At 40.3% G+C, this 24,070-nt stretch carries 23 protein-coding genes and 3 tRNA genes; 12 read left to right on the top strand and 14 right to left on the bottom strand.

Features of this window, described 5'->3' with window-relative positions; all coding sequences use genetic code 11:
• Positions 1-143: 143 nt before the first annotated feature.
• Together FTU92_RS07420 and FTU92_RS07425 are read left to right on the top strand one after the other, a co-directional pair.
• Positions 144-1,016, top strand: coding sequence for a transporter (locus FTU92_RS07420; RefSeq protein ID WP_004971953.1), 873 nt, complete (start codon positions 144-146; stop codon positions 1,014-1,016).
• Positions 1,017-1,256: 240 nt separating this feature from the next.
• The gene (locus FTU92_RS07425) at positions 1,257-2,312 is read left to right on the top strand and encodes an ArsO family NAD(P)H-dependent flavin-containing monooxygenase (protein ID WP_373424807.1); all 1,056 of its coding nucleotides are present in this window, start codon (positions 1,257-1,259) and stop codon (positions 2,310-2,312) included.
• 138 nt (positions 2,313-2,450) lie between these two features.
• Here FTU92_RS07425 and FTU92_RS07430 read toward each other — a convergent pair whose 3' ends face one another.
• Together FTU92_RS07430 and FTU92_RS07435 are read right to left on the bottom strand one after the other, a co-directional pair.
• Entirely contained in the window at positions 2,451-3,143 is a 693-nt protein-coding gene (locus FTU92_RS07430; RefSeq protein ID WP_180096003.1) for a pirin family protein, read from the bottom strand.
• A 202-nt stretch (positions 3,144-3,345) separates the two neighbouring features.
• A complete protein-coding gene (locus FTU92_RS07435) occupies positions 3,346-4,590 on the bottom strand; it encodes a L,D-transpeptidase family protein (protein ID WP_180096005.1) in 1,245 nt (414 codons plus the stop codon).
• A gap of 271 nt (positions 4,591-4,861) precedes the next feature.
• Between FTU92_RS07435 and hemE the strand changes: the two genes are divergently transcribed.
• The 5 genes from hemE to FTU92_RS07460 all read left to right on the top strand — a co-directional run bounded on the left by hemE (position 4,862) and on the right by FTU92_RS07460 (position 11,032).
• Positions 4,862-5,932 carry a uroporphyrinogen decarboxylase gene (gene hemE / locus FTU92_RS07440; RefSeq protein ID WP_180096007.1) on the top strand — a complete coding sequence of 357 codons (1,071 nt, stop codon included), beginning with the start codon at positions 4,862-4,864 and terminating at the stop codon, positions 5,930-5,932.
• 72 nt (positions 5,933-6,004) lie between these two features.
• Complete coding sequence (locus FTU92_RS07445) at positions 6,005-6,823, top strand: DUF817 family protein (RefSeq protein WP_180096009.1); 819 nt, start codon at positions 6,005-6,007, stop codon at positions 6,821-6,823.
• 233 nt (positions 6,824-7,056) lie between these two features.
• On the top strand, positions 7,057-7,527 hold the full coding sequence (locus FTU92_RS07450) for a DUF3015 family protein (protein WP_180096011.1): 471 nt from the start codon (positions 7,057-7,059) through the stop codon (positions 7,525-7,527).
• Positions 7,528-7,621: 94 nt separating this feature from the next.
• Complete coding sequence (locus FTU92_RS07455; protein WP_180051623.1) at positions 7,622-9,571, top strand: DUF4105 domain-containing protein; 1,950 nt, start codon at positions 7,622-7,624, stop codon at positions 9,569-9,571.
• A 105-nt stretch (positions 9,572-9,676) separates the two neighbouring features.
• Positions 9,677-11,032, top strand: a complete 1,356-nt coding sequence (locus tag FTU92_RS07460) for a diguanylate cyclase (protein ID WP_180096013.1) — start codon at positions 9,677-9,679, stop codon at positions 11,030-11,032.
• 98 nt (positions 11,033-11,130) lie between these two features.
• Here FTU92_RS07460 and folE read toward each other — a convergent pair whose 3' ends face one another.
• Together folE and FTU92_RS07470 are read right to left on the bottom strand one after the other, a co-directional pair.
• Positions 11,131-11,679 (bottom strand): GTP cyclohydrolase I FolE, encoded by a 549-nt coding sequence (gene folE, locus FTU92_RS07465; protein WP_171062567.1) that lies wholly within the window; start codon positions 11,677-11,679, stop codon positions 11,131-11,133.
• A 93-nt stretch (positions 11,680-11,772) separates the two neighbouring features.
• Positions 11,773-12,462, bottom strand: a complete 690-nt coding sequence (locus FTU92_RS07470) for a Smr/MutS family protein (protein WP_178318577.1) — start codon at positions 12,460-12,462, stop codon at positions 11,773-11,775.
• Between the two features lie 85 nt (positions 12,463-12,547).
• Between FTU92_RS07470 and FTU92_RS07475 the strand changes: the two genes are divergently transcribed.
• Positions 12,548-14,059, top strand: a complete 1,512-nt coding sequence (locus FTU92_RS07475; protein WP_178318578.1) for an HNH endonuclease domain-containing protein — start codon at positions 12,548-12,550, stop codon at positions 14,057-14,059.
• 48 nt (positions 14,060-14,107) lie between these two features.
• On the opposite strand, the gene trpC is transcribed toward FTU92_RS07475, so the two are convergent.
• The 3 genes from trpC to FTU92_RS07490 are packed head-to-tail and all read right to left on the bottom strand — an operon-like array spanning position 14,108 to position 16,581.
• The gene (gene trpC, locus FTU92_RS07480; protein ID WP_180096015.1) at positions 14,108-14,911 is read right to left on the bottom strand and encodes an indole-3-glycerol phosphate synthase TrpC; all 804 of its coding nucleotides are present in this window, start codon (positions 14,909-14,911) and stop codon (positions 14,108-14,110) included.
• A 21-nt stretch (positions 14,912-14,932) separates the two neighbouring features.
• Positions 14,933-15,979: an anthranilate phosphoribosyltransferase gene (trpD, locus tag FTU92_RS07485; protein ID WP_104853302.1), complete on the bottom strand. Its 1,047-nt coding sequence runs from the start codon at positions 15,977-15,979 to the stop codon at positions 14,933-14,935.
• A gap of 17 nt (positions 15,980-15,996) precedes the next feature.
• Positions 15,997-16,581 (bottom strand): aminodeoxychorismate/anthranilate synthase component II, encoded by a 585-nt coding sequence (locus FTU92_RS07490; protein WP_004971915.1) that lies wholly within the window; start codon positions 16,579-16,581, stop codon positions 15,997-15,999.
• Between the two features lie 875 nt (positions 16,582-17,456).
• Between FTU92_RS07490 and glnA the strand changes: the two genes are divergently transcribed.
• The 4 genes from glnA to FTU92_RS07510 all read left to right on the top strand — a co-directional run bounded on the left by glnA (position 17,457) and on the right by FTU92_RS07510 (position 20,916).
• A complete protein-coding gene (gene glnA, locus FTU92_RS07495) occupies positions 17,457-18,872 on the top strand; it encodes a type I glutamate--ammonia ligase (RefSeq protein ID WP_171287402.1) in 1,416 nt (471 codons plus the stop codon).
• A 208-nt stretch (positions 18,873-19,080) separates the two neighbouring features.
• Positions 19,081-19,569 (top strand): chorismate lyase, encoded by a 489-nt coding sequence (locus FTU92_RS07500; RefSeq protein ID WP_131261596.1) that lies wholly within the window; start codon positions 19,081-19,083, stop codon positions 19,567-19,569.
• Positions 19,570-19,583: 14 nt separating this feature from the next.
• Positions 19,584-20,462: a 4-hydroxybenzoate octaprenyltransferase gene (gene ubiA, locus FTU92_RS07505; protein WP_131261595.1), complete on the top strand. Its 879-nt coding sequence runs from the start codon at positions 19,584-19,586 to the stop codon at positions 20,460-20,462.
• A gap of 196 nt (positions 20,463-20,658) precedes the next feature.
• Positions 20,659-20,916: a hypothetical protein gene (locus tag FTU92_RS07510; protein ID WP_004971904.1), complete on the top strand. Its 258-nt coding sequence runs from the start codon at positions 20,659-20,661 to the stop codon at positions 20,914-20,916.
• 16 nt (positions 20,917-20,932) lie between these two features.
• Here FTU92_RS07510 and FTU92_RS07515 read toward each other — a convergent pair whose 3' ends face one another.
• The 7 genes from FTU92_RS07515 to FTU92_RS07545 all read right to left on the bottom strand — a co-directional run bounded on the left by FTU92_RS07515 (position 20,933) and on the right by FTU92_RS07545 (position 24,038).
• Entirely contained in the window at positions 20,933-21,376 is a 444-nt protein-coding gene (locus FTU92_RS07515; RefSeq protein WP_004971902.1) for a DUF2726 domain-containing protein, read from the bottom strand.
• 78 nt (positions 21,377-21,454) lie between these two features.
• Positions 21,455-21,530, bottom strand: a tRNA-Asn gene (locus FTU92_RS07520).
• Between the two features lie 117 nt (positions 21,531-21,647).
• Positions 21,648-21,950: a hypothetical protein gene (locus tag FTU92_RS07525; RefSeq protein WP_004971899.1), complete on the bottom strand. Its 303-nt coding sequence runs from the start codon at positions 21,948-21,950 to the stop codon at positions 21,648-21,650.
• Between the two features lie 217 nt (positions 21,951-22,167).
• Positions 22,168-22,243: transfer RNA gene (locus FTU92_RS07530), tRNA-Asn, on the bottom strand.
• A gap of 6 nt (positions 22,244-22,249) precedes the next feature.
• A tRNA-Asn gene (locus FTU92_RS07535) sits at positions 22,250-22,325 on the bottom strand.
• 146 nt (positions 22,326-22,471) lie between these two features.
• Complete coding sequence (locus tag FTU92_RS07540; RefSeq protein ID WP_026438302.1) at positions 22,472-23,098, bottom strand: superoxide dismutase; 627 nt, start codon at positions 23,096-23,098, stop codon at positions 22,472-22,474.
• 181 nt (positions 23,099-23,279) lie between these two features.
• Positions 23,280-24,038, bottom strand: a complete 759-nt coding sequence (locus tag FTU92_RS07545) for a Nif3-like dinuclear metal center hexameric protein (protein WP_179988954.1) — start codon at positions 24,036-24,038, stop codon at positions 23,280-23,282.
• Between the last annotated feature and the right edge of the window lie 32 nt (positions 24,039-24,070).

The raw sequence follows: 24,070 nt of genomic DNA on the forward strand, positions 1-24,070 counted from the left end.
AAACACAAAGTTTTAACACGTTCGCCAATACAGCATCAGCAAGTTCTTTGTTGATGCTGCCCTTAAAAGTCGGCTGTTCGCGCATGAATGATTCAGGCGCAGCAGGCCGACTTCATCAAAATTTCTATTGAATAGGATGTTCTATGAATAACAAAATTTGGGCACTCATGCTTTTGGGTGTCATGGCGACACACGTCAATGCAACAGAAAACGGTTTAGATACATTTGGATTAGGCGCAGAAGGCATTGCAGCAGGGGCTTTACCACCAGCTGGGGTATACTTACTCAACTACTATCAGAACTATCATGCCAGTGAGTTTAAAGACGGCCCAGACAATTTCCATGCCGATGTGAATGTCTATATTCCACGTTTGGTATGGATGACCCCCCAACACATTGCAGGCGGTCAGTTGGGTTTATATGCTGCACAGCCTTTGGTCGATTTGCGTTTAAATGTGATGGGCATGTCAGACTCTAACAGTGGTTTGGGCGATTTGATTATTGGCAGCATGTTGGGTTGGCATAAAGGCAATCATCACAGTGTAGCTGCTTTAGAAGGTGTGCTCGCAACAGGCGATTATGAAGATGCCAATCCACAACGTCCTGTAGTTGCCAACTTAGGTAAGAACTACAACACCATTCGTCCTATCTTTGCGTATTCTTATTTGCAGCCGCAAGGTTGGGAGTTTTCCACCAAAATGTCTTATAGCTTCAACAGTGAAAATGACGACACAAATTATCAGTCGGGGGATTATTTCGCTGGAGATTATGCAATCGGTTATCAATTGAATGATCAAGTCAAATTGGCACTCGAAGGTTATGTATTTAAACAAACCACAGATGATGAAGTGAATGGTGTCAGTATTGGCAATAAAGGACAGGCTCTATCTTTTGGTCCCGCGATTCAATACAAACGTGATAATTGGTCTTTGGAAGCAAAGTTTTTGAAAGAAACCGAAGTGGAACATCGTCCTGAAGGACACTCTTCGACTTTGAAATTGGTTTGGGCTTTTTAAAGCCCGAACCTGATTCTGCAGTGTTGCACATCAAGCTATCTTACAAAACAAAGTCAAGTTGAAAGACTTGGCTTTTTTGCAGCATCATTTTTCAAGATGGCTTGCTTCTAATTACGTGCTTCCATAAGTTGAGTTTGGTGGACTGAATTTTTAATCTCTCACGTGTTGCACTTATGCGCTAAGATTAGGCATAGCAACAGGGTGCGTATTGCGAGCAGGAGAGCCATTTTGAATCAAATAATGGATGCCGATGTAATTATTATTGGTGGCGGACAAGCAGCATTGGCCACGGCTTACTTTTTAAAACGGCAAAAAATCAATTTTCTGATCTTGGATAATCAAACGCAGTCGGGCGGTGCGTGGCAACATGCGTGGGATTCTTTACAGCTGTTCTCTCCAAATACATGGAGTTCTTTGTCCGGCTGGTTAATGCCAAAAACCGAACAGGAATATCCGAAACGATTAGAAGTGATTGACTATTTAACAGCGTATGAAACACGCTATCAATTTCCTGTGCTGCGTCCTGTGCAGGTCGAAAAAGTCCTGAAGGAAGGCAATGATTTAATTGTGTGTTCGGCACAGCAAAGCTGGCGAGCCAAAGCCGCTGTGAGTGCTACTGGAACGTGGAGTCAGCCTTTTATTCCTGCTTATACAGGACGCGAACGCTTTTTAGGCACACAAATTCATTCGGCTCATTACCGCAATGCCAATGCTTTTCAGGGCAAAAGAGTCATGATTGTCGGCGGGGGTAACTCAGGCGCACAAATTTTGGCAGAAGTGTCTAAAGTGGCCGAAACTTTTTGGGTTACACAGCAACCGCCAAGTTTTTTAGCCGATGATGTAGATGGACGGGTTTTATTTTTACGTGCCACGGAGCGCTTAAAAGCCCAGCAGGAAGGTCGCAGTATTGAACAACCGATCGGTGGTTTGGGCGATATTGTGATGATTCCAAGTGTCAAAGAAGCACGGCAACGTGATGTATTACATGGTCTGCCGCCATTTGACTATTTAACCGAACATAGTGCAGTTTGGGCAGATGGGCGCGAACAGGAAATTGATGCCATTATTTGGTGCACAGGTTTTAAGGCAGCATTGTCGCATTTACAAAGTTTGAATGTGGTTAATGCACAAGGCACAGTCGATGTGTTAGAAAATCGAGCGTTACAACAGCAAAATTTATGGTTGGTTGGTTATGGCGATTGGACAGGCGCAGCCTCGGCAACTTTAATTGGTGTTTCCCGAACCGCACGGAATGTGGCAGAGCAAATTGCTGCGTATTTGCAGACAACAGCGTAAAGTCATTAACGTGACAAAAACTGTGTTTAAAAAATGAATCATGCAATTTCAGCCATAAAAAAGCCCTCTGTAGAAGAGGGCAAGAGGGTAACTCAAAAAATTAAAGATGCTCAATCATAATAAGGTGACAGTCAGGACTTACTGTTTTGGTAAATCAAACCAAATGAACTGGCTGTCTTCTTTTGCTTCAATCACAGCATTATCAGCAAATAACAAAGCATCGCCCGCTTTAACTGTTTGCTCGCCAATGGTGATTTCACCACGAATTACATGCACATAGTTTACCGCTTGTGTTGCTGTAACTTCTAAACGATGTCCAGTTTCTAAAACAGCTGCTTTTACTTCTGCCTGTTGACGAATGTGCATTGGGGCATTGTCATTCGGGCCGACAATTAAATGCCACTGGTTGGGTGCTGTATTTGGGTCACGTTGAATTTGCTGATACGTCGGCTCTGCATCGCGTACATTCGGCTGAATCCAAATTTGCAGCATGTGTACTTCTTCATCACCATTGTTAATTTCGCTGTGCTGAACGCCTGTACCTGCGCTCATTAACTGCCATTCACCTGCAGTAATATGGCGTTCATTGCCCATGCTGTCGCGGTGGGAAATCGTACCACTTAATACACAAGTCAAAATTTCCATGTTGTCGTGTGGGTGAGTACCAAAACCATTATGTGCGGCAATACGGTCATCGTTAATGACACGTAAGGCACTAACACCCATATATTTCGGGTTATACCAATTACCAAAAGAGAAACTATGTTTGGTGTCTAACCACCCCATTTTCATATGACCACGATCTTCACTACGGTGTAAATAAGCATTCATGATAATGCTCCTATCATTTTTTTAACTTGAACTAATCTTAATCTTTTCACCGCAGCCGACCTAGAGGCGAACTGCAACATGCCGTTCTAAAATTGCAACATGTGTAGATTTTTTGCAGAACCTAGACATTTTAGAGTTTTATCGCGGCATTAAAAAACCCACGTAAAAACGTGGGTCTTTTGCGGTTTAAAGCGATCACTGATTATTCAAGGAATTTTACAGTCACGCCAGAATGTACTTTACGACCTAAATCGTTTGCATCCCAGTTGGTTAAACGGATACAACCATGCGACGCCGTTTTTGAAATGGTCGATGGGTTTGGTGTGCCGTGAATACCGAATGATTTTTTACTTAAACCAATCCAGATATTCCCCACAGGGCCGTTAGGGCCTGGTGGTAAAGACAGCGGTTTTAAGTTTTTGCCCTGAATAAAGTTACTTGGTGAATAGCTGTACCATGGGTTTGGTGCAACACCTGTCACTTTATAAGTACCTGTTGGCGATGGAGTATCTGCACTGCCAATGGTTGCTGGGAATGAGCCGACCATTTGGTTTTGTTTGTTGAACAAATACAGTTGTTTTGCACCTTTGTGCGCCACAATCAGGTGAATGTCTTCAGGTAAGTCATTGCGAACGTTGGTCACCAATAACTTTTCACCCACTTTATTAAATGTTGCATTCGGATTTAATTTCTTTAAGAAATTTTCATCCATGTGGAATTTTTCACCTAACATTTCACTTACGCGGGTGTAGTACAAGCCTTTCATTTTGGCTTGTTCTGCATAGTCATGCGGAATAGATTTCGCATAAGGACCTTTTAAGTCCGCTTCAGTAACCGTGTATTCTACAAATGCAGGACGTGAACCTTGACGTGCAACCAACGCATCCCAAGTTTCTTTGGTTAAAATACCCGTTGGGCTAATGCCATTCATTTGCTGGAATGATGCAATTGCTTTTAGGGTGTTCTTACCACTAGTGCCATCAATTGCACCTGGAGAAGCATGTGAATTGTTCAGCATCACGTGTGCACGTGCATACACAGGGAACTGACCTTTACCAATATTTTCATACCAAGTGGCATTATTTAAACCATCTAAAGTCCATGAAGCTTTTGGTGCTGCTGTGTTGGATGTAGCAGTTTGGCTTGCAGAGCTTTTGGTTGGTGCAGTGCCTACATCGGCAGTGGTATCTTCAGTTTTGTGTAGATCATCTAAGGTTTTTGAAGCCTTATTTAAATCATTTTGTTCTTGTTGCGTAATAGCAGTGTCTGTTGCATTTAGATTATTTTGTGCAGCCGATGCTTCTGTCGCTAAAGGATCAATCGGATCTTCAATAGCGGTATTGCTAATCACTTGTGGATTTAACGGTTGTTCAGCAGTAGATGCAGCAAAAGTAGTCCCTGCAAAAATGCAACTTAAACTCATTGCGAGTATTGTGCGAACCAACATGTAATTCAACCTTGAGAATTATTCATTTACATAGATAAAAACTAGCCAAGTATTGCAGAAAAACTAAGGAGATGCAGTAGTTGTTTTGTGTAAATATGCAAGATAACCCCAATTTTACAGTGACTTTTGTTTGTGTGATGTATTTCACATAAACGTAAGCTGAATTTGAACACTTAGAATAGGCTGAAAAGACGAGCAAGAAATGAAGTTATTAAAACTTCAACCTTTTTGATATGATGGCTGCAAGATTGAAAATGAGTTGGGAAAGTAAATGACGACCTTAAAAAATGATCGTTTTCTTCGTGCCTTATTACGTGAGCCAGTAGATTGCACGCCCGTATGGATGATGCGTCAGGCAGGACGTTATTTACCAGAATATCGTGCTACACGTGCGCAGGCAGGAGATTTTCTTTCTCTATGCAAAAATACTGAATTTGCCTGTGAAGTGACTTTACAGCCTTTGCGTCGTTATGAATTAGATGCTGCGATTTTATTTTCAGATATTTTAACTGTACCCGATGCATTAGGCTTAGGTCTGTATTTTGAAGTAGGCGAAGGGCCAAAGTTTCATAAAACGGTGCGTACCGAGCAAGACGTTGCCAATTTACCTAAATTTAATGCCAAGTCAGACTTAGACTATGTCATGAATGCAGTATCGACCATTCGTTCTGCTTTGGGCGGACAAGTGCCTTTAATTGGTTTTTCAGGTAGTCCATGGACTTTGGCAACGTATATGGTTGAAGGTGGTTCAAGCAAAGATTTCCGTTTCACCAAAAACATGATGTACGCACAGCCTGAAGTTTTACATGCACTATTAGACTGTCTGGCCGATGCAGTGACCGAATACTTAAATGCACAAATTGATGCAGGTGCACAGGCAGTACAAATTTTTGACAGTTGGGGCGGTGCATTGGCCCATCGTGAATATCTTGAATTTTCACTCCACTATATGCAGAAAATTGTGTCAGGTCTGCAACGTGAAAAAGATGGACGTAAAATCCCTGTTATTTTATTTACCAAAGGTGGCGGTCAATGGCTTGAGCCAATGATTGCAACAGGTGCAGATGCTTTTGGTCTGGACTGGACAACACCGTTAAATGTCGCACGTCAAACGGTGAATGGTCGAGCCGCATTGCAAGGTAACTTAGATCCAGCGACTTTATATGGTTCACCTGAAGCAATTGCCAAAGCGACACGTGCGATGCTAGATGATGCCTATGCCAATGGTGAAAAAACAGGTTATGTGGCTAACTTAGGTCACGGTATTACCCAATGGGTAGATCCTGAACGTCCTAAAGTATTTATCGACACGGTTCATGAATACAGTGCCAAATATCTATAATCACGTAATGATATAGATGGATCATTTTTAGATGTATCAGAGTAATTTCAGCTTCGGTCAGGTTGTCAGATCATGTGGATAACATGGTTAAAGTCAGGACTTGAGTTTTCGACTAAGGCAGCTTCGGCTGCCTTATTTGGAATTTTATTGCTGATTGCATTTGCACTCACTGCATCAATGGGTAGCCAGGAATATTTCGGATTTTTCCGTTACGACTATTTATTATTCTATGCCTTAATCATTCAAGTTTGTCTTTTATATTTAAAACTAGAATCTTGGGCAGAAGCCAAAGTCATTGCTTTGTTTCACATTTTGGCGATGATTATGGAAATTTTTTTAACCCATCCACAAATTGCATCTTGGCAATATCCTCAACCTGCTGTCTTTAAAATTATGACTGTACCGCTATTTGCAGGCTTTATGTATTCTGCAGTTGGCAGTTTCTTTGCGCGTTCTTTGCGTTTGTATCGGGTATCTTTACGGAATTTGCCGACTTTTGGCAATATGATGGCATTGGCGGTGTTGTCGTATATCAACTTCATGAGCAAGTTTTTTATCCCCGATATTCGTTATGGCTTGTTTGCGTGGAGCGTTGTGATTTTCTGGAAAACCAAAATTCGTTTTCAATTACAACGGTCTCAATTACAACTACCGATGTTGCCTGTATTGCTGCTTTTGGCTTTTATTATTTGGGTGGCAGAAAATATTAGCACCTTTTATCAAATATGGTTGTATCCAAGTCAGGTCGATGCATGGCACATGGTCGGCTGGGGAAAACTCGGTTCTTGGTATTTATTGCTTTTACTGAGTCTGGTTTTGGTCATGAAAATTTTGGGTTATCGCGATGCCCAAGGTCAGTGGAGACTGAAAGCTGAAAATCAGCAGCACTAAATCTAAATACGACCTCGAACATACAGAATCTATCTTTAAACTTAAACCCAAATTTGAAGATAAAATCAATCATCGCTACAAAAATGCACAAAAATAATGCATGACTTTGGTATAAATGTTTTGCGTTCTCAGCTACATCTCGCTATCTTAAAGCGGTGTAATAAATGTTACACAAAGCAATAATAATGATTCGAAGCATAATTTTTCGAATAATAAATCTCTGGAGTAAGGTGATGATTAAAAAATTAGCATTGGCTGCTGTCTTGGCATTGGGTTCTACAGCAGCATTTGCAGACCGTGATGCAGGTTGTGGTATCGGTTCTCAAGTTTGGGCAGGTCAGTCTGGCAAAGTTGCAAAAATTTTAGCAGCAACTACAAACGGTATTTTTGCAAACCAATTGTTTGGTATCACATTTGGTACTTTAGGTTGTAGCGGTACAGGTACAGTAACTGCACAAGTTGTGACATTTACCAATGAAAATGCTGAAACATTGGCACGCGATATGGCAGTTGGTGAAGGCGAAAGCTTGAACGTATTGGCTGAATTATTAAGCATTAAAGCAGAAGATAAAGCACATTTCTTTGCGGTTTCTAAGCAAAACTTTGCATCTATTTATTCTGCAGAAAACCAGACTTCTTTAGAAGTATTGGCATCTTTACAGAACGTGATGGCGAATGATGACGTTTTAAAAGCATACGTTTAAGTTTGAATAAAAGCCCTGCATTATTCGCAGGGCTTTTTTATAGCACAAGAATACGTTTAAGCCTGAATATGTATATAAAATTTATAAAATGTCCATGAAATCCATTATTTTAAGTAGTTTAGTTTTTTTATCTCCTACGGTTTTTGCGTTATCTCCTGAAATATCTCCAATACAGATTCAGCCACTTACAGCCACTTCTACAGTACAAAATACAAATAAATTAGCAATATCTTCCGCACATTATGTGCAAAAAGCCAAAGACCTACACTTGGCAGAACAGGTGACTTGGCAGCGTTTAATGTATGCGCAGCAAGGCAAAAGTAAAGTGCAATATGCAGGCTATTTTGTGTCGGAACAAGGCGGAAGCAATTTAAACCAAGAGTTACTTCGCAATGTGCAGGCATTATTTGAAACAGCGCCTGCCAATCAATCGGTGCAGTGCAAATTTCCTGCACGTAGCCGCTGGTTAATTGAACAATTACAAATTCCTCAACAAGATTTGGCACAGGTGCAATGTCCTGAATTGGACGAATGGATTGGACAAATTAAACCTTATAAAGCAGTGCTGATTTATGCCACAGACTTTATGGGCAATCCAAGTTCTATGTTTGGGCATACTTTATTGCGCTTAGACCCAAAAGATCAAAAACAGCTGAATTTAATTTCCTATGCTGTCAATTATGCAGCAACGGTAACGGGCAGCGAAGATTGGTCTTATGCATGGAAAGGACTTACAGGGCAATATCCAGGTGAATATTCACTGATGCCGTATTACCGCAAAGTAAAAGAATATGGTGATTTAGAAAGCCGAGATTTGTGGGAGTACGAACTGGCACTGAATGAGCAGGAAACCACATTTTTGGTGCAGCACATTTGGGAAATGAAGCATGTGCAATTTCCGTATTATTTTATCAGTGACAATTGTGCCTATCGCTTATTGGGCTTAATGGATTTGGTGCGTCCTGAGCTAAATTTACAGCAGCAGTTTAAAGTCGCATCTATTCCAATTGAAACACTAAAAGCTGTAGAGCAGGAAAATTTAGTGGCAGATGTTGTCTATCGTCCTGCTTTGGAAACTCAGTTATTGGCGCAAGCCAGACAACATGGTACAACTTTGGCAAAAACTGCCCATCAAGTGGCCGAAGCAGAACCTGAAAATGTGGCGGCAATTTTGCAAAATTACAGCCAAATCGATCAAGCTAAAATTCTGGAAATGGCTTATGACGATTTGTATCTGAAACTGATTGGACGCAAAATTGAAGCCAAAATTGCACAACCGCGACTGAGACAAATTTTAAGTTTAAGAAGTCAGATCAATTTAGAAAAACAACGTCAGGATGTCGCACGCCCTCAGGTCGATCCTGTGCAGGGGCATCATGCACGAAGCTTTGCTGTGCGTACTGGCGAGGTGCAAGGCGAGCATTTTGTAGAGTTGAGTCATCGACAGGCTTACCATGACTTACTTGATCCGCAAGGTGGTTTTCGTACAGGGACGCAACTCAACTTTTTAGAAGCTTCTGTGCAATATCGTGAAGACCGCTTAAAACTGAATCAGTTAGATTTACTCTCGGTGAACTCTTATAACCCAATGACCGCATTTAAAACACCACTTAGTTGGGGCTTTAATTTGGGTTGGCAGCAAGAAGCCCTGAATTCGCACGGGGCTTTTAGCGAAACGGAACAGCATGGTGTTTTAAGTTTAAAAACACAGTTTGGTTATAGCGTGGCTAATCAAGCGCGTGAACATTTGTGTTATGTGCAAATTCAAAATCATGTGCAAGCGGGTAAGGCTTTAGACAAAGGCTGGCGTGTTGGAATTGGCCCAACACTGGGTTGTCAAAATATCTGGTCAGCACGCATGAATAGTTTGGTTCAGCTTGAATTACCGTATTGGGAAGATCGTCACCAATGGCAATTTAAGCTGAACAGCCAGTTGCAATATGTACTCAACCCGCAGCATGTGTTGCGATTAGGTTGGGAATATCAACAACAGGACAAACAGGACTGGAACAAGACCAGTTTAGGCTATGTGCATTTTTTTTAAAGAGCTGTTGAATTTATACTGAATTGTAAAAAACCAGCTAAACAAGTTGAGTTGCTGGTGAAACCCGTTAAAATTTAGCAGTTTCTTTTGGCTGGGTTGTTGTGGATGTATCAAGAGTGTACGCATGAGCTTGCAGAGCAATGGAAGTCAATTTGCGAGCAATTTAAGCCAGAAGATTTGCAAGCGACATTCCAGTTTATTCAAGCACATGCAGAAGATTTTGTGATCGAGTTCTATCAGCAAATGTTGCTTGAAGAACATGCGACAGAATTTTTGTCTGCAGAGATGGTGAAAAACCGCTTAAAAAACTCTTTATATCAGTGGCTAATTTCCAGTTTTGAAGTTCCGTTTCAACACAATTATAACGAGATTGTAGAAAAGCAATTTAAAGTGGGCGATGTGCATGCACGTGTACAAATTCCATCTTGGCTGATTATTCGTGGTGTGCGCGTTATTATAAAAAAGGCTTTTGAGTTTTTTGCAACAGAAGCCAATAGCAACTTAAATCAGTTTAATTATTTAAGCCAAATTTTATGCTTTGCCACAGAAATTATGTGCCGATCTTATGAAATGAAGGTCGAAGTACATAATGATATGAAACATACCTATCGCTTATTTTCTGCCATGCAAGATGTTGCCGTGCACAAAGATCGACAACGCGGAACTTTGCTGGATTGGGAAAATGAACTGATGTTTCAGGTGGTGTCCGATCACACCAAAATGACGCAACCGATTTTATCTAAAACAGAATTTGGTTTATGGTTTATTCATAAAGCGGCTTATGCATTTTCAAGTTCGGAACAAGTACAAACTATTACTGAATTTATTTATCAGGTGGATGAATTAATTCAGAAAATTGGTCAATGTGAAAGTCAGGCACAGGCAATTGAAATGATTCAATCCATTCGTGCCAAGAATCGTGAAATTTTGCATTTAGTCGATCAAATTTTTCAGGTGTCTGAATATATCAGTTCAGGCAATGATGCCTTAACTCAACTGCTCAACCGCCGTTATTTAAATACCATCGTGTCCCGTGAAATTAATTTTTCACGAAAAAATAATTCGCCTTTAACATTGTTGGCGATAGATGCCGATCATTTTAAATCAATCAATGACCGTTATGGACATGCAGCAGGAGATGATGCATTACAGTTTTTAGCTGATGTGATTTTGCAATATGCAAAAGGCAGTGACTATGCCTTCCGAATTGGCGGCGAAGAATTTTTACTGTTACAGATTGATACCACCATTGATCGTGCCTTGGTAGTCGCTGAAAATATTCGTAAACGTGTCGAAAAAGCCACATTAAAAACATCAACAGGTGAAGAATTTAACTTTACCATTAGTATAGGTGTGCATGAATATGATGGGCATCCAGACTATCAACGTTTTTTTGAAGAAGTGGATAAAGCCTTGTATATAGCAAAAAATAATGGACGCAACAATGTGTCTGTAGGTTGAATCTGAAGATGTATCAAGCTAATTTTTTAATCTAAAACCCAAAAATCCCGAACATAAATTTCGGGATTTTTTATTTGATTGAGGAACTTAGCCACAATTTAAAAACTCTCAGGCACCGCACTTAAAAATTCACGGCGGGCTTCTTTATCGGTTTTAAAATCGCCCACAAAAGAAACAGTTCGAGTGGTCGATTCCTGCTTACCTACACCACGCATCATCATACACATATGAGCTGAATCAATTACTACTGCCACACCACGTGCTTTGGTCACTTCAGCCACAGCTTCCGCAATTTGCTGAGTCAGATTTTCCTGAATTTGCAAACGACGTGCAAACATTTCGGTAATACGGGCAAATTTAGACAAGCCTAAAACATTACCTTCAGGTAAATAGGCGATATGCACGCGACCATAAAATGGCAATAAATGATGTTCACACAGTGAGTAGAACTCAATATTTTTCACCAAGACCATTTCACGGTTGTCGGATGGAAATACGGCATTATTGGTCACTTCGGCTAAGGTTTGGCTATAGCCCGAAGTTAAATACGAAAAAGCTTTAGCAGCACGCATCGGCGTATCTTTTAGACCTGGACGATTAAGATCTTCACCAACGGCGGTTAGGATGTTTGCGTAGGATTGCTGCATAGACATAAGACGTGTTCACTTACACTGATATTGAACAAGGTCGGCATTGTAACAGAAAACTATTGCAATGCCTTGTTTAAAAGATGAAACCGATTACTGTTTAAACTTTGGGTTCTTTTCGCTGCGTTTAAGCAACACTAAAACTGCACCAGTGCCACCTTGTTTTTCAGGCGCACTCACAAAAGCCAAAACATCACGATGCTGACGCAGCCAGCCATTTACATAAGTTTTTAAAATGGCTTCAGGGCCTTTGCCATGCACAATTTTAATCACGTTCTGGTTTTCATCTTTAGCCATTTGAATGATTTGCAAAACGGCTACCCGCGCTTCTTCTACCGTACAACCGTGCAAATCAACAGCTTCAAACCAGCGTAAGTTGCCTGCTTTTAAATCTTCAAAGACTTTATGTTGCAAAGTTGCAATGCGATAGCTCAGCGAAGCTTGGCTGCCCACAGGGTTAAGCATGGCTTGCGTATCGGACAGCAAGGTATCATCGGTTTCCATAGGGCCTATGGCTGCTGCACGTTTGGCCAGCGTTTGGGCATCTGGTTTTTTCTTGGCAGTGTGTTCGATTTTTGCAATATTGCCTGCGTCCATTTTTTGAACGCCTTGCATTTGCTGACGAAACAAAGCGAGATCATCTTCCTGTTGTTGCTCAGGCGTCTGAACTTTGGGTTCAGACGGCTTGGCAATACTTGAAGTATGAGGCTGAGTGATTTGCTTTTTAAAAGATTTTAGTAAATTGTACTGTTCTTTAGAAAGAGAGGAGTCGTGTCTACTCATAATCAAACAAAAATAGAAATGATGATTTATACTATATGATTTTGGCTTTTATTTTTACAAAATTTATTTTTGATTGAGGGAATCTATGAAACGACAAATTTCTGAGCAAGATAAGAAGTTAGTCCAAGAACAACAACGTAATCAAAATGGTTCCTTGAGTTGTTTTATTTCTGGGGAAATTATCGATTTAATCAATGATGAGATAGAGTACGATCACATTTTACCTTATGCGAAACAGGGAGATACTGATTTAGCCAATATCCGTATTGTTAAAAAAATATATAATCGAAGAAAGTCTGATCAGTCTTTATATGAGGTTAGAGATAATCTTAAACTTGAGCAATTGTTTATTGAAAAAAAGAATAAAATAAAGTTGCAAGATATTTTTAAGCTAAAAGATATTGAACAAAAGTCCCTTATTTTTACGAAAAAAGAGCATTCTATTATTATTGATGATGGTGTCGATAAAAAAGAATTTTATTTATTGTTTGATAATATTTTAGAAGTTGAATACTTCTACGGTAGAATCCCGGTCAAATGGCTTGAAAACGATGATCAAGAAGGTTTGCAACCGAGAGTTATTGATTATAAGAGATTAATTTCTCTGAGAAATCATCTTAAATTTCATCCACAATTAGCACCATCTATTGCGCGTTTAATTGATCGTAAATTTAAATTGTTTGATGGTCAGCATAAACTGGCAGCACAAGTCCTCAATAACAATACAGAAGTAGATATTAAGGTTTATGTATCGCCTGATGATACAGAAAAAGCTAAAAAATTGTTTGATGACTTGATGATCACTAATTTAGAAGCACATTCAAAGCACAAACAAATTCCATTTTATACCTCTACATTGTTAGATCGTTTATCTGTTATTTATAAAGAGATGCTAGATGAATTTACGGCGAAAAAAGCGGTCGGGCAGCATTCAGAAGAGAATTTCATTAAGTTTTTAGTGGCTGAAAAACAACAGAATAAAAAAGATGCGAAGGAAATGCTTAAAAGTGCAATTATGGATAACGCAATTGAACTTTCTGCATTAAGACCTTTTATTGCGGAAGCATCTAAGGATGCGGCATATCCTTTGTCGATTGATTTGCTCAAAAAAACAATTTTTAGCAATACCCTATATTTGGAGCCATCTTCTGCAAATTTTAAAGCGGTCAATGATTATAGAGATACAGAGCTTGAAAATTTTAAAGAACTTGCACAATTGCTAGTGCAACATGGTTATTTGAATAGTTGGGTACAAAATATCAGAGGGAAAGAGTTAACTGATCTTGAGCTCAAATCACGCCGTATTTGGCATAAAGGTGCTGTATCAACCTGGTCACCTTATTTAGAAAGTATTTTAGGTATGGCTTTTAATTTTATGACGCATGATGAGCGCAAAAAGCTATTGTATCGCGATCTCATGACGAGTGACCAAAAAGAAAGAATTAAAGCTTGTTTGCAAAGATTATTTAATCATCCTTTATGGGATGAACCTAAAGGTGAAATTGATAGTTTACTAGTTTCATCAACTAAACAGAACGAGTTGTTTGATCGTAAAGGTTTAACAGAAATCTATGTTTTAACAGGACAAAGTAAATAAAAATGAAGCATAACCAAGCGATTTTCATATCGCTTGGCTAGATCGATTTTAAGCATCAATATGCCCAAATAAATCACGGAAAGCATGGTCAGGACGTGCTTGTTTCATAAAACTTTCACCGACCAAGAAGCTGTGAATATCATGGTCTTGCATCATACGGACGTCTTCTGGTGTGGCGATACCACTTTCCGTGACCAATAAACGCGCAGGCGGCAACAAGTTTTTTAAACGCAATGAGGTGTTTAAATCGACTTCAAAGGTTTTTAAATTTCGGTTATTGACCCCTAAAATACAACGCTCTGAAAGATTCAAAGCACGTTCCAATTCATTTTCATCATGCACTTCAACCAACACATCTAAGTGATGTTCAAAAGCCGTTTCCGACATTTCTTCCAACTGTTGGTCAGATAAGCAAGATACAATCAATAACACACAGTCTGCATGTAAGGCACGTGCTTCCACCACACCATACGGATCAATCAAGAAATCTTTACGCAGAGCAGGCAAGTTACAGTGTGAACGGGCAATCTGAATATTTTCATCTGCACCCTGAAAGAAATCGCCATCAGTCAGCACAGATAAACAGGCTGCGCCTGCGGCTTCATATTGCTGTGCAATTTCGGCAGGGTCAAAGTTTTCACGAATAATGCCTTTAGATGGTGATGCTTTTTTAATTTCCGCAATCACCGCTGGGCGTTTGTTATGCAAGGCTTGTGCAAAGCCACGTGCAGGTGTTGCTGCACGTGCCAATTGTTCTAGGTCTGCATAACTGCGTTGTTTTAAACGCTCGGCAAACTCTTCTTTTTTACGTTCTACAATTTTACCTAAAATGGTATTGCTAATATCCACCATGATGCACCTTCCTGATTTGCTTTATGCTTCGTACTGTTTGAGCGTTTTGGTAAATTCAGACAACACGCCCATTTTTTCCAAAGCTTGTCCACCATAAATAATGTCATGTGCCAAAGCGACACCTTGTTTGTAGCTTGTAGTTAGACCCGAAACATAGATACCCGCACCCGCATTGAGTGCAATCATATTGGCCGCTTTTTCGCCTTTGTCTGATTTGTTTTTGCCTAAAGCATCTTTAATCAAACTCAAGCTTTCAGCAGAGTTTTCTACAATCAGTCCTGTTAAAGTTTGAGATTCAATTCCCACGCTTTCAGGGGTAAGTTCCCATTCGGTAATTTCACCATCTTTGAGTTCTGCAACATAAGTGCTCGAAGCAAGGCTAATTTCATCTAAACCATCTTTAGAATGCACCACCATGACATGCTCAGCACCGAGCTGTTTCATCACTTCTGCAATCGGGCGGCATAATTCATTGCTAAACACCCCAATGACAAAACGCTTTACACCCGCAGGGTTAGTCAATGGCCCAAGCAAGTTGAAAATACTGCGAATACCCAACTCTTTACGCGGGGTAACCGCATATTTCATGGCTTTGTGATGATTCGGTGCAAACAAGAAACCTACGCCCATTTCACGAATACAGCGTTCAGTTTGTTGCATGTTTAAGTCAAGATTAATGCCTGCTTGCTCAAGTAAGTCAGATGAGCCTGATTTGGTTGAAACCCCACGGTTACCGTGTTTGGCAATGGTTGCACCTGCAGCTGCAATGACAAAGGAAGAGGCGGTAGATACGTTAAATAGGTTTTGACCATCGCCACCTGTACCAACAATATCTACGAGAAAAGGAATATCGCTGACATCAATTTTGATGGCAAATTCACGCATTACACGTGCAGCAGCAGTAATTTCATCAATGCTTTCGCCTTTTAAGCGTAAGCCCATCATCAATGCACCAATTTGAGCGTCTGTTGCTTCGCCCGACATAATCGCGCGCATCACATCTTCCATTTGAGGCTGAGTCAGGTGAATTTGTTTTGTAATATGGTTGAGTGCTTGTTGAATATTCATGTGATTTGACTCGCTCATTATGCGTAAATTTCCAAAAAGTTTTTAAAGATTTGATGACCGTGTTGGCTCAGGATCGATTCGGGGTGAAATTGCACGCCTTCAACAGGCAAAGTTTTGTGCTTCACGCCCATAATTTCTTCCATCGAACCATCTGCTTCTTTGGTCCAGCATGTCACTTCCAGACAATCTGGCAAGGTTGCTTGATCAATCACCAAAGAGTGGTAACGGGTTGCAGAAAATGGTGAAGGCAGATTGCTAAAAATACCTGTGTTGCTGTGGTACATATCCGATAAACGACCATGCATCACGGTTTTAGCGCGCACAATGTTTCCACCAAAGGCTTGTCCGATACTTTGGTGTCCTAAACACACACCCAGTAACGGAATTTTGCCTGCAAAATGCTGAATTGCAGGAATAGAAATCCCTGCTTCAGATGGAGAACAAGGGCCTGGGCCAATCACCAAATACTTGGGTTGCCATCGCTCAATATCTTCTAATGTCACGGCATCATTACGAACGACTTTTACTTCCTGATTTAACTCGCCAAAATACTGGACGATGTTGTAGGTAAAAGAGTCATAGTTGTCGATCATTAAAAGCATGAGCTAACCTATTGAAAATTGAACACTTTAAGTGCTAAAGAGTCTGAGATAATTTGCTTTATTCCTGCGCCTATAACGAGAAAGGACTTTATTTTTCTTGTCGAAAAGAAGGTGGAATAAGGAAGCGCTTATCATCATAGCAAAAAATAAGCATTTTCTGCGGACTATTTATATGATAATCCCTGTTAAAGCTTATCAGCGCATTCACCAATTTATAGATTTTCAAAGCTTGCTGCGCAATGTTCAGGTTTGATCTGAAAGAAATGAACACATGATCAAACAGGGTCATTCACCAGTCATATTTTAGCTTCACACTTATAGATAACGTAAAAAATGCGCTAAAAAGTAGCATCATGGCGCATGTTATTAGCGGTTCACGTCAGGTAGTTTGAGTGCAGCGTTTCGATAGAAAATACAAATCTGCAGTATAGATATTTTCAATCAGTTTGATCGAAAATAATACAGGTTTAGGATTTTTAAACGATCTTATTATTTTTGCTCAATAAAAAATAAAGTGTTGTTTAAGATTGGTCGGATAATTTGCATTGCTTAATACAACCATGGCACAGCAAAATGCTTGCATAGATACTGTTTGAGCTATTTTTTGATCTACAATTCAACAGAAATAAAACATAAATGCACTAAAATGGTGCTATGTTTTGCAGTTTTAAATCAAATCAAATGAACAGTGTTTGAATATGGTGCAAATCGTATTTCTGACAGTATAATAGAGACAAAGTAATTTTTTTAAATGATGTATTCTCATACGGAATTCATGGTTTTAGCTTTGCTTTTAAAAGTTGGTACGCTAATTGCTTAATAACTGCCAACTACTAACACGCACTTTCGGGTGCAACAAAAAACATCGGAGCAAAATGAGCATGGCGAACAAGGTCCTTCAACTCATCCAAGAAAGTGGTGCAAAATGGGTCGATTTCCGCTTTACAGATACTAAGGGTAAAGAGCAGCACGTAACTTATCCTGCAGACAGTATCGATGAAGATACCTTTGAAGACGGTAAAATGTTTGATGGTTCTTCAATTGAAGGCTGGAAAGGAATCGAAGCATCAGACATGATCTTACGCCCAGATGCCAACACAGGTTTTATTGACCCGTTCTTTGCAGAACCAACAGTGGTTGTAACGTGTGATGTTATCGAACCATCGACAGGTCAAGGCTATGACCGCGATCCACGCTCTATTGCTCGCCGTGCTGAAGAATATTTAAAATCGACAGGTATTGGTGATACTGCTTTCTTTGGCCCAGAACCAGAATTCTTTGTATTTGACGAAGTAAAATGGGACATCGATATGTCTGGCGCGCGCCACACATTAATCGCTGAAGAAGCTGCATGGTCTACAGGTAAAGACTACGAAGCTGGTAACTCAGGTCACCGTCCACGTGTGAAAGGCGGTTATTTCCCAGTACCACCAGTAGATTCTTCTCAAGATATGCGTGCAGATATGTGTGCAAAAATTGAAGAAATCATGGGGCCTGGTCGTGTAGAAGTACATCACCATGAAGTTGCATCTTGCCAGTTAGAAATTGGTGTGAGCTTCAATACTATGGTGCGTAAGGCTGACGAAGTGCAACAGTTCAAATATGCAGTTTGGAACGTTGCGCATCAATATGCAAAAACTGCAACCTTTATGCCTAAACCAATGGTAGGCGATAACGGTTCAGGTATGCACGTACACATGTCTATCTCTAAAGATGGCAAAAACTTATTCGCAGGCGATGAATACGCAGGTTTGTCAGAAATGGCGTTGTACTTCATTGGCGGTATTATCAAACATGCCCGCTCTTTGAACGCGTTGACTAACCCATCGACCAACTCATATAAGCGTTTAGTACCGCACTTTGAAGCACCAATTATGTTGGCTTACTCAGCGCGTAACCGTTCTGCATCTATTCGTATTCCTTACGTGTCTAGCCCGAAAGGCAAACGTATTGAAGCGCGTTTCCCTGATCCAATGATGAACCCGTACTTAGGTTTTGCGGCATTGTTGATGGCGGGTCTTGACGGTATTCAAAACAAGATTCACCCAGGTGAAGCTGCAGATAAAAACTTGTATGACCTTCCGCCTGAAGAAGAAGCGAAAATCCCAACTGTGGCACACAACCTAGAAATGGCGCTTGATGCTTTGAAAGAAGATCACGACTATTTATTAAAAGGTGGTGTATTCACCAAAGACATGCTTGATGCTTATATCGAATTGAAAACTGAAGATGTACGTCGTTTGAACACGACGACTCACCCAGTTGAATTTGATATGTACTACAGCTTGTAAGACATCGAAAATCTCAAATTTGAAAAACCCGCTTCGGCGGGTTTTTTGTTTTAGATTGGGTAATCATGGTTTTAAGTTGGCATGGATTTTATCAAAATATAAGAATTCGCTTAATTTTTTTTGGATAATTGCAGGGAATTGCGCCATCGGTCACAAAACTTTGCCTAAATTTGGGCTACACTAGGCTATCTTGTTAAGGTGGCGGAACATGCGAACACAGCCTATTTTTCCCAAGCAGGAAAATCTGCCTTCTGAATTAAAAACATGGCTATATGCAGCAGGTTCTTTGACCCAACAACTGACTCAGCTCGCAGGCGGACAATTTAAAGTTGAACCACTGCAGCAATCTTTTCAGCGTTTAAATTTACAAGATGCCCAGTGGATGCAAATGCCACATTGGCACACTTCATGGGTGCGTGAAAGCTATTTATATGGGTGTGATGAACAGCCATGGGTCAAAGCCAAAAGTATTTTTCCGATTCTAAGTTTGCAAAGCAAAGCCCGTTTATTTCAGCATATTGGCAATAAACCCATTGGCTGGTTTTTATTTCAGCGTACCAATCCGTTGTGTCAAAGGCGTGTGGTTTTGCTCGATGAAGGCTGGACACGACAGAGTTGCTATACTTGGCATGGCTGTAAATTTATTGTGCAAGAAACTTTTTTACCGCGTTTTGAGCAATTTATTCAACAACATTAAGATACGAGATTGGTATGGCATTGGCACAGCAGATCACGTGGCGTGAGCGTTTAGAAGCATATTATTATTTGTGTCGTTTCGATAAACCGATTGGCACAGAACTGGTGTTTTGGCCAACCATGTGGGCCTTGTGGATTGCTAATCAGGGCATGCCGTCTATCGGGATATTAATCCCTATGATTCTGGGCACAATTTTTATGCGCGCTGCAGGCTGTGCCATTAATGACTTTGCTGACCGTAAGGTGGATGGTCATGTGGAGCGTACCAAAACACGTCCTTTAGCCACGGGTGTGATTAGTGCCAAAGAAGCCATTTATGTATTCTTGGGTTTGGTTGCACTTAGCGCAGCCATGTTGTTGTTCTTACCGATTGAAACTTTTTATTGGTCATTTGGGGCATTATTTTTAGCGTTTATTTATCCGTTTATGAAACGCTACACTCATTTGCCGCAAGTGTTCTTGGGAGCTGCATTTTCATGGTCTATCCCGATGGCTTATACCGCTGTAGGTGCAACGCCTGATCTTACTTGTTGGTTATTGTATTTTGGCAATTTGGCGTGGACTGTGGCTTATGACACCCAATATGCAATTACTGACCGTGAATATGATTTGAAAATTGGGGTGAAATCTACCGCAATTTTATTTGGTCGCTATGACATTCAGATTATTTCATTGTTGCAAGCGGGCAGTGTGCTTTTGATTGGTACGGCATTGTGGTTAGAAAATTTATTGATTCCGTTTGGTTTAGCGGCGTTATTGGTGGTGGTTGCAGACTTTATATATCAATGGAGTAAAACTAAAGATAAAGATCCGCAACGCTGTTTTTGGGCATTTCGTCATAACCGTTGGGTAGGGCTGATTATTTTTTCAGGAATCGTATTGGCTTTAATGTAAATATTTCTGTGCGATAAAAAACTGAGCAAAGCATCTGATGGTAGTTTGGTCAGGTGCTTTTTTATTCGATCGCTGATCAATTTTTGCTGTTAAAAATTAAACTGAGCATTAGAACGTGCGTACTTATGCACAAAGCACAATCAGCATTATTCTGATATATTGAGCCTCATTTTGAAGTTTGAATTAGGAATAGATGATGTCACAGTCTGAACAGCAAGCACCTGCAAAAAAGCCAAGCCTAAAAAAGATGATTTTCTTGGCAAGCTTAGGTTTGTTGATTCCTATTTTCTTGGTTAGCATGGCATTTTTAGCAGTTAATAGTGATGCTAAAAATCAGGAAAAATATAAACAACAACAGGCAGAAATTATTGCGCGTATTGAAGCGCGTGAAGCTGCAGAACAACAAGCGAAGCAGGCCAGTCAGATACAAGCCGCTTCAGAAGCTACACCTTAATATCGAGTTGATGATTTCAGCTCAAATCTGATTGCAATTGTCTGATACTCGGAATTTCGGTGTATCGGACAACGCGATAACCTGCCTCGTGAAACATTGCATCCCGTTCTGCATCTTCCTGTTCTTTGCCAATATGTGAGGGGTCATCTAACTCTATAATTGCAATGACCTGCATTTCTGCATTTAAGATCACAAAATCAGTCACTTTACGATTAAACAGCGCACGAATTTTATAGTGGTTGTTGGTGATTAATGCGCTAAACGCCACTTGTGCCAAGATGTGATGCTCAGGAAAAGCTTGTTTTAAACGCATAAACATTCTGCGTTCAAAAGCAGTCATCATCGGTTTAGGATAAAAGTTTTTCTTGGGGAAAAATAATTGCTTAAAAATTAAGATAAACAGGGCAAGGCTAGCCAAGCTGCCAATAAGCAAGAAAGTCGATTGACTGGATTCAAACATAGATGATGCGGTGTCGTTAGACCCTAAACAGCAGGAATAAAAAACCCACGTCATAATGCGTGGGTTTTTTAAGAATTTTGGCTCTCCCACCTGGGCTCGAACCAGGGACCTGCGGATTAACAGTCCGTCGCTCTACCGACTGAGCTATGGGAGAATCTGACACGCATTCTATGTGGGTATCTGTTTTTGGTCAAGCTGGAATTGAAAAAAAACCGTAATTATAGATTAACTGCTTTAAAAATAATCATCTAGCTTTGTTTCAACGCAGTTTTTAGAGTGCTTGAATGGCTTTTATATAATCTTCGCGTGTCTGTGGTGGGTTGGTTTTACGACATAAGTTAATTAATTGCAGCATCTCTTGCTGAGTCATTTCTGTTTTCACTTGGCTTTGAATTTGTTTTAAGGTGGCTTGTTGTTGTGCGTTCAGATCACGACTGCATTGATACAGACGTTCATACATGAGTGTCGCAGCAGTTTTATTGCTTTCAGATTTTTGCGTACATTGAAAAATTGCAAAAATCACCACAATCAGAATTGTCCAAAAAATCAGGGATTTTAACCAAGGCGCTTGCATGGGCTTTCAAGTTTTATTGTTGTTGATGAACCTAAGTTAGCGAAAAAATAGAGTCATCACAAGAGGGGATAGCCCGATCTTCACTGTATGGTTTTAATTTTGATTTAAGGGGAGAGTGAGGCCTGTTCCATTCGTTTAGAACATCATATCCACTATAAAAACAATAAAAATTGCAAAAAAAAATCCCACGTCATACTGCGTGGGATTTTTAGAATCTTGGCTCTCCCACCTGGGCTCGAACCAGGGACCTGCGGATTAACAGTCCGTCGCTCTACCGACTGAGCTATGGGAGAATAGATTGGCTCTCCAACCTGGGCTCGAACCAGGGACCTGCGGATTAACAGTCCGTCGCTCTACCGACTGAGCTATTGGAGAATCTGTGGGGCATTTTAGGGATGAAAGTTTAAGTCGTCAACACGTTCATCATCAGAAATGTATTGTTTGCTTTATAAATATTCATTTCATCTGTAAAAATAAAAAAACTGCCCATAAAGAGCAGTTTTTCTACAGAAAAATAGAAATTATTTTTCTACACCTGCATCTTGACCTGCGTATTTCGCATTTGCGTAATCCCAGTTTACCAGGCTTTCTAAGAAAGTTTTGATGTAAACAGGACGTGCGTTACGGAAGTCGATGTAGTAAGCGTGTTCCCAAACGTCAATCGTCAATACTGCAACTTTGCCGTGTGCCATTGGTGTGTCAGCATTTGAAGTTTTCATAATAGAAAGTTTGCCATTCACTTCGTCAGCTACTAACCAAGCCCAACCTGAACCGAATTGAGTTGTTGCAGCAGCAGCAAATTCTTCAGCAAATTTTTCGTAAGAACCGAAAGCTTCATCAATTTTAGCAGCCAAAGCACCAGTAGCTTTACCACCACCGTTTTTCGCCATACAGTTCCAATAGAACGTGTGGTTCCAAACTTGCGCTGCGTTGTTGAATACACCAGCTTTAGCTGCATCGCCTGCAGTTGCTTTGATGATTTCGTCTAAAGTTTTACCTTCAAGCTCCGTACCCGCGATCAAGTTGTTCAGGTTCACAACATAAGTGTTGTGGTGTTTGTCGTGGTGGAATTCTAAAGTTTCTTTGCTGATGTGTGGAGCAAGATCTTCGTAACCGTATGGTAAAGCCGGTAAAGTAATGGTTGTCATGTTTTCAATTCCTTGCATTTTGCTGGGTTTTAACATTAAGTGGCTCTATTGTAATAGATTTCGAGATCAAATTGCGCATTAGGTATAAATAACCATACAGAATAAGACTCGAATGTATACATCTAAAGACTATGTTAAACACAGATGTCATTTGAGTGAAATCGTTGGGTGAAACGGTGTATTAAATTGGGTTATTTAATTCAAAATAACTATACTCAATATTAAACTGTTCTGAAATAGCTTTTGCGAGTCGTTGTACACCATAGCGCTCAGTCGCGTGATGTCCGCAGGCATAATAATGCACGCCTAGTTCTTTGGCTTCATAATAGGTGCGTTCACTGACTTCGCCCGAAATAAAGGCATCACAACCTTGTTCTGCCGCTTTGCCAATAAAATCTTGTGCTGCACCCGTGCAGAACCCTACTTTTTGAATCTGACTTTTTTCGGCAGGAAGATGAATGGTTTTAAAGCCTAAACGCGCTGTGAGATAGTCACGAAATTCGGTTGCGCTCATGGCTTGCTTTAAAAAACCAATATTACCAATAGGATGACGTTCACTCGGGTCTAGGGCTTGCAAATTTTCTAATGCCAAACATTCAGCAATGGCAGCATTATTGCCTAGACTTGGGTGTGAATCGAGCGGTAAGTGATAACCCACCAAAGAAATATCATGCTGGATTAAACTTTTGATGCGTTTACCGCGCATGCCTGTAATTGGGTAAGGTTCGCCTTTCCAAAAATAGCCATGATGTACCAACAGTAAGTCTGCATTTTGGGCAACAGCAGCATCAATAGCCTCTTGAGAGGCAGTCACTGCACATAAAATTTTTTGAACTTCAGACTTACCTTCAATTTGTAAACCGTTGGGCGCGTAATCTTTAAATTCATGTGTATTTAAAGTTTGATCACACCATTGAATAATTTCTTTTAGCTGCGCCATAACTTTCTCAAATTGCTCATATTTAGCCAATA

The sequence above is a fragment of the Acinetobacter sp. YH12205 genome, assembly GCF_013418125.1.
In the GTDB taxonomy this organism is placed as follows: Bacteria; Pseudomonadota; Gammaproteobacteria; order Pseudomonadales; family Moraxellaceae; genus Acinetobacter; species Acinetobacter towneri.

What these genes read in the sequence shown, in the direction of transcription:
- FTU92_RS07510 (WP_004971904.1), top strand. Translation starts at nt 20,659, where the DNA reads ATGTCACAGTCTGAACAGCAAGCACCTGCAAAAAAGCCAAGCCTAAAA.
- folE (WP_171062567.1), bottom strand. Translation starts at nt 11,679, where the DNA reads ATGCAGCAATCCTACGCAAACATCCTAACCGCCGTTGGTGAAGATCTT.
- FTU92_RS07450 (WP_180096011.1), top strand. Translation starts at nt 7,057, where the DNA reads ATGATTAAAAAATTAGCATTGGCTGCTGTCTTGGCATTGGGTTCTACA.
- hemE (WP_180096007.1), top strand. Translation starts at nt 4,862, where the DNA reads ATGACGACCTTAAAAAATGATCGTTTTCTTCGTGCCTTATTACGTGAG.
- FTU92_RS07515 (WP_004971902.1), bottom strand. Translation starts at nt 21,376, where the DNA reads ATGTTTGAATCCAGTCAATCGACTTTCTTGCTTATTGGCAGCTTGGCT.
- FTU92_RS07500 (WP_131261596.1), top strand. Translation starts at nt 19,081, where the DNA reads ATGCGAACACAGCCTATTTTTCCCAAGCAGGAAAATCTGCCTTCTGAA.
- FTU92_RS07445 (WP_180096009.1), top strand. Translation starts at nt 6,005, where the DNA reads ATGTGGATAACATGGTTAAAGTCAGGACTTGAGTTTTCGACTAAGGCA.
- trpD (WP_104853302.1), bottom strand. Translation starts at nt 15,979, where the DNA reads ATGAATATTCAACAAGCACTCAACCATATTACAAAACAAATTCACCTG.
- trpC (WP_180096015.1), bottom strand. Translation starts at nt 14,911, where the DNA reads ATGGTGGATATTAGCAATACCATTTTAGGTAAAATTGTAGAACGTAAA.
- FTU92_RS07470 (WP_178318577.1), bottom strand. Translation starts at nt 12,462, where the DNA reads ATGAGTAGACACGACTCCTCTCTTTCTAAAGAACAGTACAATTTACTA.
- FTU92_RS07540 (WP_026438302.1), bottom strand. Translation starts at nt 23,098, where the DNA reads ATGACAACCATTACTTTACCGGCTTTACCATACGGTTACGAAGATCTT.
- ubiA (WP_131261595.1), top strand. Translation starts at nt 19,584, where the DNA reads ATGGCATTGGCACAGCAGATCACGTGGCGTGAGCGTTTAGAAGCATAT.
- FTU92_RS07430 (WP_180096003.1), bottom strand. Translation starts at nt 3,143, where the DNA reads ATGAATGCTTATTTACACCGTAGTGAAGATCGTGGTCATATGAAAATG.
- FTU92_RS07425 (WP_373424807.1), top strand. Translation starts at nt 1,257, where the DNA reads ATGGATGCCGATGTAATTATTATTGGTGGCGGACAAGCAGCATTGGCC.
- FTU92_RS07475 (WP_178318578.1), top strand. Translation starts at nt 12,548, where the DNA reads ATGAAACGACAAATTTCTGAGCAAGATAAGAAGTTAGTCCAAGAACAA.
- FTU92_RS07460 (WP_180096013.1), top strand. Translation starts at nt 9,677, where the DNA reads ATGTATCAAGAGTGTACGCATGAGCTTGCAGAGCAATGGAAGTCAATT.
- FTU92_RS07490 (WP_004971915.1), bottom strand. Translation starts at nt 16,581, where the DNA reads ATGCTTTTAATGATCGACAACTATGACTCTTTTACCTACAACATCGTC.
- FTU92_RS07525 (WP_004971899.1), bottom strand. Translation starts at nt 21,950, where the DNA reads ATGCAAGCGCCTTGGTTAAAATCCCTGATTTTTTGGACAATTCTGATT.
- FTU92_RS07455 (WP_180051623.1), top strand. Translation starts at nt 7,622, where the DNA reads ATGAAATCCATTATTTTAAGTAGTTTAGTTTTTTTATCTCCTACGGTT.
- FTU92_RS07420 (WP_004971953.1), top strand. Translation starts at nt 144, where the DNA reads ATGAATAACAAAATTTGGGCACTCATGCTTTTGGGTGTCATGGCGACA.
- FTU92_RS07545 (WP_179988954.1), bottom strand. Translation starts at nt 24,038, where the DNA reads ATGGCGCAGCTAAAAGAAATTATTCAATGGTGTGATCAAACTTTAAAT.
- FTU92_RS07435 (WP_180096005.1), bottom strand. Translation starts at nt 4,590, where the DNA reads ATGTTGGTTCGCACAATACTCGCAATGAGTTTAAGTTGCATTTTTGCA.
- glnA (WP_171287402.1), top strand. Translation starts at nt 17,457, where the DNA reads ATGAGCATGGCGAACAAGGTCCTTCAACTCATCCAAGAAAGTGGTGCA.